Origin of the sequence: Blautia sp. HCN-20427 (assembly GCF_037890365.1) — a bacterium.
Classification (GTDB): Bacteria; Bacillota; Clostridia; order Lachnospirales; family Lachnospiraceae; genus Blautia.
Window position 1 is genome coordinate 81995 of record NZ_JBBKBX010000016.1, and the last position, 8614, is coordinate 90608.

At 40.4% G+C, this 8614-nt stretch carries 4 protein-coding genes; 2 read left to right on the plus strand and 2 right to left on the minus strand.

Translation table 11 applies throughout. The annotated features are described in order from the left end of the window. Nucleotides 1–149: 149 nt before the first annotated feature. Entirely contained in the window at nt 150–935 is a 786-nt protein-coding gene (locus WKT17_RS10915) for a hypothetical protein (protein ID WP_180211137.1), read from the plus strand. A gap of 11 nt (nt 936–946) precedes the next feature. Then, a complete protein-coding gene (locus WKT17_RS10920; protein ID WP_340272805.1) occupies nt 947–5455 on the plus strand; it encodes a right-handed parallel beta-helix repeat-containing protein in 4509 nt (1502 codons plus the stop codon). Between the two features lie 179 nt (nt 5456–5634). On the opposite strand, the gene WKT17_RS10925 is transcribed toward WKT17_RS10920, so the two are convergent. Both WKT17_RS10925 and WKT17_RS10930 read right to left on the minus strand, forming a co-directional pair. Further along, the gene (locus tag WKT17_RS10925) at nt 5635–7338 is read right to left on the minus strand and encodes an IS1182 family transposase (protein ID WP_340272810.1); all 1704 of its coding nucleotides are present in this window, start codon (nt 7336–7338) and stop codon (nt 5635–5637) included. A gap of 265 nt (nt 7339–7603) precedes the next feature. Beyond that, nucleotides 7604–8266: an Rpn family recombination-promoting nuclease/putative transposase gene (locus WKT17_RS10930; RefSeq protein ID WP_173749679.1), complete on the minus strand. Its 663-nt coding sequence runs from the start codon at nt 8264–8266 to the stop codon at nt 7604–7606. Nucleotides 8267–8614: the final 348 nt, after the last annotated feature.

Consider the following 8614-nt stretch of genomic DNA (forward strand, 5'->3'; position numbering starts at 1 on the left):
GGAGAAAAGGCGAATGTATGTAAAAAACTTACAAAAACAGAATGTAAATATTAGGAGAAAAAGCAATATCTATTTTATTTCTTCTTTTGTATAATAATTATAAAAAATAACTAAAGTAACTTGTTGTGGAGAAAAAGGGAGGGAATAGATTGTCTGGGAGAAAGAAGAAACTTTGGGCCGGGGCAGTGTTCATAGCTGTTCTGTTGTCTGCTTTTTTTCTTTTCCGGGAAGCAGGAAGAGTAAAATATCCTCTTATTGTAAATGAAGAGCCGATAACGCAGGAAGAGTTGGAATTCTATGATGGAGATAAAGATAGAGCGGTGCGGGCAAGAGTGATATGGGACTGGGCAGAACAGGAGAAAATAATAGACAGGTTTTCCTATGATTCCTTTTTGGAAGCTTTGGATAAGGAAAATAAGGAAAGAAAAGCACTTCACGAAAAAGGAGAGCCGGTATACGGACCGGTGGAATTCACACCCATGCAATATTATAAACGCCTTATAGGGGAATGTGAGCAGGCATTAAAAGAAAGAATTATGGAACGGACAACACCGGAGGAACTAGAGGTTTTTTACGAAACCCACCGGGAGCATTACAGGCAGGTGGATTCTTTTACCGCCCAATATACAGTCTGGCAGGAAGGAAAAATAATTTATGAGGGCATTGTTGAACTTAATGACAGTAATGTTCGAGCCATGACAGAGGCGGACGAAGAACTTGCAAATAAACTGCTGCAGTTGGAGGAAGGAGGACAGACAAACTGGACGGGCAGCAACGGGGAAGAAAAGCAGCTAATTTGTACCAAAAGGGAAGCGGGAGAATATCTTCTGTATGAAGAGGTTTCGGGTGCGGTTTTGGAGCAGTGTGCTGCAGAAAAATTTGAGAAAGAATTAAATGAAAAGATTTCAAAGTCTGAAATTCAGGACTTTCGATGAGGAGGATATGAATGAAGCGTATAGCAAAAAGAATTTCGTGTGCTGCATTAACAGCGGCACTTTTGACGGGAAGTATGCCAAGTTATGCATTGGCAGCCGAGGTATCACCGGATTTATCTGTGGCAGAGCAATCTCAAGAAATACAGGAAGACGCAGTGGAAGGGGAAGAAGGAATCCTGCCGGAAACAGAGGAAACTGTACCGGAATCAGTAAATCCGGAAGAAGATACAGTTTTGCCGGAAAACCCAACTGTTCCGGATACAGAAATCCATACAGGGGCAGATGAAGTATTGCCGGAAACAGAAACAACCGTGCCGGAGGAAGAAACAGAAACGGAGAGTGAAGAAGCGGAGCAGTTTCAAGTGGAAGCAGAGGGAGCTTCCGTTCCTCAACCGGGAAAGAGGGAATTGTTAAAGGATAATTTTGATAATGCGTCGGGCTGGCAGATAAATAATCCCAGTAGTGTGAAAATTGAAAACGGACAGGCGACTATCAAAGGCGGTGGGGGAAATAATGCCATGAAATCCGCAGGCATTCTCTCAGCAAATGATTTTCTGCTTCAGACGGATCTGATAATAGGCACAGAAAACAAAAACTGCAATGCGAAAATAGGATTTAAGGCGCAGGATGGATTTGATAAACAAAGACTACAGTTGCGCTTTGATTTTCCGAACAACAAAGTGTTTTTAGAGAAAGTGACAGGGAATTCCGTGGATACCAAATACGGAGAAGCAGCGGCAGAGGTCAGCCAGGGACAGCATAAGCTGGCGATAGAGGTGAAAGGGAATGCTATTACCGCATGGCTGGACGAAAAACAGATTATCACAGCCAGCCACGAAGAAATCGGTAAAATGGAGAAAGGAAGACTGTTTATAGCGGGGCAGTTTCCGTTACAGGACTTTGCGCTGGACAATCTTTTGGTTACTACCAATGAGGAGTTAAGCGGAAAGGAATGTACAGTTAAGCTGGAAACTTATACAGATGGAAAGCTTGACCCAGAGCATAAAGGGGGTACGCTCACAGCAGATAAATTGTCCGGGTATTCCGGAGAGTGGATTAATCTGACGCCCAAGGCAAATCATGGTTATGTGTTTGCAAAATACGAAACCAGTACAGATAATCTGGTTCCTATTGAAAATAATCGCTTTCAGTTGAACGAAAAATTTCCTGAAATTACAGTAAAGGCATATTTTGAAACAAGAAAGCCGGGAAAATATGAGATTTTCTTTGAGGATTTCGGCGGAAATCCGGGAACACTTCCTGAAGGAATTCGAGTGTCAGAAGGAGAGCTTTTCGTTGATGTTCCATCTGGAAAAAATGCAAATGCTTACAGCCCTGTGGTAGACTGGAAGAAACTTGATGGTAAGAAAGGATACCGTATTTCTGTTGACGCCAGAAGAACAACAGATGCGGGTGGAACTCTGCAGATTTCTTTCCGAGATGGAGGAAGCTTTGATTCCCGCTATGTTGTGGCAATCAATTCTCAGGGAAGCGCTATGCTGCGTCGGTTTTATAACGGAGAAAATAAGGAATTGAAAAAAGGCAACTTCCAGCTGACCGATAAACCGGCTCATGTGGTTATAGAAGTTGTAGAGAATAAAGTTACAGTATTTATTAATGGAAAAGAAATTTTGAACTACACAGACCAGGAAAATTGGAAGGGTATGAAGCCGGGAGTACAGCTTATCAATATGACGCCGGGTGCGCCTGTTGCTTTCGATAATCTTCTGATTGAGCAGATTTGTGAGAAGAAGCCTGTCGAAGTGATTTCTATTTATAATGGGACGGAAGATACAGAACATAAGGCGGGAGTTGCCAGCAGCGATATAAAAGAAGCTGAAGAAGGGCAGAGAGTGACTCTGACGGCAATAGCAAAAGCAGGTTATCGTTTAAAGGAATACCAGGTAGAAGGCATGGAAAACGTGCAGATTCAAGATGGTGCCTTCCTTATGCCTGCAGGTGATTACAGCTCTTTGAAAGTAAAGGCTATTTTTGAAACAGACAAATTAAGAGAAGGAAAAACTTTTTATGTAGATTCTGAAAACGGAGATGACAGTGCAGAGGGAACTTCTGAGAAAACAGCATGGAAATCTCTGAACAGGGTGAAAGAATACGGTTCCTTTGTGCCGGGAGATAAAATTTTACTGAAGCGAGGAAGTGTATTTGTTGGACAGCAACTGGCGTTTCAGGGTATGGGAGCAGAAGGAAAGCCCATTGAAATCAGCGCTTATGGAGAAGGAAAACTTCCCAGACTGGAAGGAAACGGACAGGTTGAAAATGTAGTTTCTCTTTACAATCAGGAATATGTAGAAATCAGAAATCTGGAAATTACGAATTTGGACAAAAAGTACAGCACAGAATTTAAACTGAACGGAAGCAATAACAAAGAAAAACCGTTGAGGGCAATGAACGTATCCATTAGGGATTTCGGAACTGCATCAGGTATTGTGATTGAAGATTGCTACATTCATGATATCAATGGCAATATTAATCTGAAATGGAATGGCGGAATTTTCTTTGATGTAAAAACAAATATTCAGAATGGTGTTTTGGCCGGAATTCCGAGTAAATATGATAATGTGCGCATTTCCGGCTGTACCTTTGAGCGAGTAGACCGCTCTGCGATTAAGCTGGTGAGCTCTCAGTGGTGTAATCAGTGGGAAAAGAACGACCCGGGCGTACCTGTGAACTGGTACCCGTCTACAAATGTTGTTGTGGAAAATAACTATATGGAATACATAGGCGGTGACGGTATTACAGTCAGAGATACAGACGGTGCGTTGATTGAACATAATCTGGCAAAGGACTGCCGTTTCCAGAATACGGGGTATAATGTGGGAATCTGGCCATTTGAAGCAGCAAATACAGTGCTGCAGTATAATGAAGCTTATGAAACTCATGGAACAACAGACGGACAGGGTCTGGACTGTGACCATGCCTCTTCCAATTCTGTTATGCAGTATAACTATAGCCATAACAATGAAGGCGGTTTTATGCTGATTATGGGCGGATATCCTCATACAGGAGCAACGGTTCGCTATAATATCAGTCAGAATGACAGGGATAAAACATTTGAATTTGCACAGGGACTTCCAAAAGGTACCATGATTTATAACAATACCATTTACTCGAATCAGGTTTTAGACAAAGGTGTATTTTTCCTGTCTAATACAGGAGCCGGAGTGGGGGTAAATGATGGATTTGCATTTAACAATGTGTTTAGCTATCCTCAGGGACAGAAAGCCTATGGCGGTGATGCCCAGGGAATTGGTTTGGTTCAGGAACACATGAAAATTTATAACAATGCCTATACAGGAGGCATGAGCGCTTTTGAGGCAGATGCCAAGCCTTTGCAGGCAGAGGATTTGGGAATTGTCGAATTAGGAAGCGCTCCGGAAACTCATGAAGGCAAAGATGCTGTAACAGGAAGTTCAGGATTGTTGGACGGTTATAAATTGCAGGAGGGCTCTGCGTTGATTGATAAAGGGCTTACTGTAGATGAAGCATGGAAGCATTTTGGCGGAAGCAAACTGGTAGATGGCCGAAACTATTCTCCAAGAGAGTTTTTTGAAAAGGTGAAAGATAATAAAAAATATCCCAGCATAGATTGCATTATGGGAAACAACTTCCCAGAAGTACCGGGTGTGTCATATGACAGGGATTTCTTTGGAGAAAGCATAATCAGCGGAAAACCGGATATTGGTGCGGCTGAGTATCAGAGAGAAGAGCCGGAAAAACCAGAACCACCGCAGGCTGTGCTGTTAGAAAGCATATCCATTCAGAAAGCACCGGAAAAGACAGCCTATACAGAAGGAGAAACTTTCAATCCAAAAGGAATGGAAGTAGAAGCGAAATTCAGTGATGGAAACACAAAGGATGTAACCGGAGAAATCAGCTACAGTGAGGAAACGCTAAAAGTAAGCGATAAAGAAATGGTTATCAGCTATACATATGAGGGTATTACCAAAAAGGCAACTCAGGGGATTGCTGTAAAAACAAAGGAAGAGCCGCAGCCGCCAACCCAGGGGGAACCGGAAAAACCACAGCAACCAGAAAATCCGGATACTTCAGGTTGGGAAATAGAAGCTGTAGAAATAGTACCGGAGAAAGCAGAATTAAAAGCAGGGGAATCAAAACAGTTTACAGTTGATGTGAAGGGAAAAGGAGAATTTTCCAAAGAAGTTTCCTGGGAACTTGTAGGAAAACATCATGAAGATACCTATATAGATGAAAAGGGAACTTTATATGTCAGCAAGGCAGAGGCAGCAGGAGAAGTGAAGGTAAAAGCGGGTTCTAAAGCGGATGCAAAGAAATTTGACGAAGCAGTAGTAAAAATTAAAACGGCACAGACACAGGTGCCGGGAACAAATGTAAATAATAATGGCGACGATAGTACAACAGGAAAACCAGCGGGGAACCAGGGAGTCCAGACTGGAGATGAAAGCCATGTGGTGATACTTCTGGGGCTGCTTGCAGTGTCAGGGGGAGCGATGTTACTTTGTAAGAGGAAAAGGCAGTAAGAAAGTGGGGACTATCGGTTAATACCGTTTTTTAGTTTCTAAATCTTAAAATACGAATCTCCTGTAGTAATCAGTATTTTTGATACCTGATCTTCTATAGGAGATTTGTATTTTTTCTTTTCGGTATGTATTTTAGGGCGCAAAAACTCCTCAACTGCATTTTTAAAAGCACTCTTTTTCTAAGCAGTCTTTTCCTTAGTTTTTCCTTCAAATTTTTTGATCTCTTCATGAAGAAAACGATGATATTTATTGATATTTCTTCCAATCGCATACAGCATGAATTCTTTATAAACCTTCTCTGCTGTTCGGCAGTTGAATCTTCGAAAGTTATCATTTTCTTTGATATCTCCGAAATGTCCTTCTGTCTGAATGGAACGGATCTGACGGTTTAATATCCCCTTCTCACTCTGGATGTTCGCATGGGATTCTTCCTTTAAAGCTTCCCATTGTTCATTGATCTTCATGACCTTATTTTTCTCTGCATCTTTTTCAGCATCATACTTATAGAGACATTTTTCTTTATGTATGCAGCCACTGCAATCGGAACATCCATACACCTCAAAGGTTTGTGTATAACCAGCCTGTTCTTTTTTCTCTGTCCTGATATGATGAAGTTCTCTTCCATTATGGCAGATATAATAAAGTTCATCCTCAAATATCTGCGTTTTCATGTTGTAATACTTTCCAATCTCTTCCGTGTATGCACGTGTTTTCCGTTTTTCATGATCCTGCAGCTTAATATAACTGGAGATTTTATGTTTCTTTAAGTACAGAAGATTCTTTTCACTACAATAACCGCTGTCGGCAGTTACTTCCTCCCAAATTTCTCCAAACGTATTTTTGTGCTTTTCTAACACAGGAATCAATGTATTATAATCTGTCCGGTCATTGCTTACATAAGCCTGGACAATAAAATAATTCTCTACTGCTATCTGGACATTATATGCGGCCTTTAACTGTCCGTTCTTCATATGGTCCTCTTTCATCCGCATAAAGGTGGCCTCTAAATCTGTTTTGGAATAACTGTTCCGATCCTTTCCCATGATTTCAAAACACTCTTTATATCCCATGAGACGTTCACCGCAGCTTTCCAGTTCCTCATATAGCTGCTGGATTTCCGATTTTCTCTTTCCTTTTCCATAAACAAACGTAATGTGTTCCTGCTCCGCGATCTGCATCAGATTTTTCTGGAGTTTCAGAATCTCCAGCGGAGAACAGTTGTCAATTTCGATGATTGTATTATTTGATAATTTTTTATGTTTTGTCAGTTTCCTTGTCCGGTTCTTTTCAATGACATCCCTTACTTTTTCCATTCCTTCTATCACAAACATATGAGCATGGGGAATGTCATATTTGATGCCATATTCATTTTTGTCAATCAGAGCATTATACTTCTGATACACCGAATCAACGGTATCTAATAATCCTGCAAGATGGTAGTTCAGTGTTCCTCTCCATACAAACGTATAGCGGTTTGCATTGGCTTCAATTTTTGTTCCATCAATAAAAAGAGATTTTAACGTGATGAATCCTTCTTTTTGCAGACGACGAAGAAACTGATAGTTCAGTTCATCCAATACATCAGCTGTCAGCTTTTTGTTTTTAAATTCATAAAAAGCATCCCTTTTGGGTTTTTGGCCTTTGGTAAGCCAGATAAAAGCAAGGTCTCTTTCACATAATTCTACGATACGGTCAACAGCTCTTACCCCACGCATATTTGCATAAGTAACTACAGCATACATCATAATTGGATTGTACCCTATTCTTCCCTTATCTGAACAATTGGCTAACAAGCCAGAAAAATCTAACTCCTCCATCACTTTTTTCAGGGTATAGACTGGATCGTCATCAGGTAAATTCAATTCAAAGAAACTAAAGTTAATTTTCTGTTGCCCTAATTCAAAAAAATGGTTATAATAATCTTATTTTAGCATAGTTCCATTATAACATGGAACGGAGAGGAGATGGTTGTCGTTAGCCATCTTTTTCTCTTTTTACGGAAAAATTTCAGGGGCAGATTTGACTCATGTGAGTCAAATCTGCCCCTGTTTGGAACTATCTATTTCCCGATAGCCCCTTTTGTAGCTCCCAATGCCTTAGATGGCATTGGGGCAGATGTGCTTCGGCAGTACAGAATTACCACCGGCTTTATTCTTTTTTCTCTTTTGATTGTAAATACTTCTCTGCTTCTTCTACAAAGTTTTGTATAGAGTCTGTTTTTGCTGCCAGTTTAAATAAAAACTTCAAATCTCCAAGCTCTCCCATCTCGCGGTCTGTTTTAATGTTATGAATGGTCTCCTGAAACTGCTTCACCAGTTCATCCTGAAAATCCCCTTCGCTTTTTTCTGAATCAGCCGTTACAAATTTCAGGAATCTGACAAGTTCTGCTGGAACTTCCTTCTCATTTCCAAAAGTATAGCAATATAAATGCTCTCCAAATGGGTCGAAATCACAGACAAAAATCACAAACGTATCCGGCAGGGTTTCATAATCTTCCCCGCTTGCCAGCGCTTCCATTACCATCTGGCTGTGATAGTACCGGCTGCGTTTTCCCGGGGATTTCTTTTTCTTTATCTGTATTTCCACGTTGTAATGTGTGCGGTTCTCGTCTTCTGCATAGATATCCGGGCGGACACCTTTGTATTCCGGATGATAAATCATGCTCTTTTCCTTGCTCACTACTACCTGTGAAATGGGGACTCCAAGCACCAGCTCAAGAAATCCCTTGCAATTTTCCTCCACACTCATAACTGCACCAAAAAGAAAATTGTCCTTAATTGTCAAATCCTGTAATGTTTTTCGTTTTCTCATATTTCCTCCTGTTCTACAGAGGAATCCTGTAAAGAGAGTATAGCTTATCAAAAAGACTACACCGTTAAATTCAATAATTATAATTATCGATATAGAAAAGAAAAATAAAAAAACAGTTGACATATAATGTTTACTGTGATATTCTATATAAGCTGTTGTTGAGAAGAGAAAGATAATTTAAAATCTTGACTGGACAATAACGAGTGATAACAACAAATTTTCAGAAAATGAAAAATATTGACAAAGTATAGAATATATGATATTCTAACAAAACTGTCGCAAAGAATTGTAAAGTGAATCGAAAAAAGATTGAAAAAAGTTCTTGACAAGCTAAAAACGATATGATAA

What these genes read in the sequence shown, in the direction of transcription:
- WKT17_RS10920 (WP_340272805.1), top strand. Translation starts at nt 947, where the DNA reads ATGAAGCGTATAGCAAAAAGAATTTCGTGTGCTGCATTAACAGCGGCA.
- WKT17_RS10930 (WP_173749679.1), bottom strand. Translation starts at nt 8,266, where the DNA reads ATGAGAAAACGAAAAACATTACAGGATTTGACAATTAAGGACAATTTT.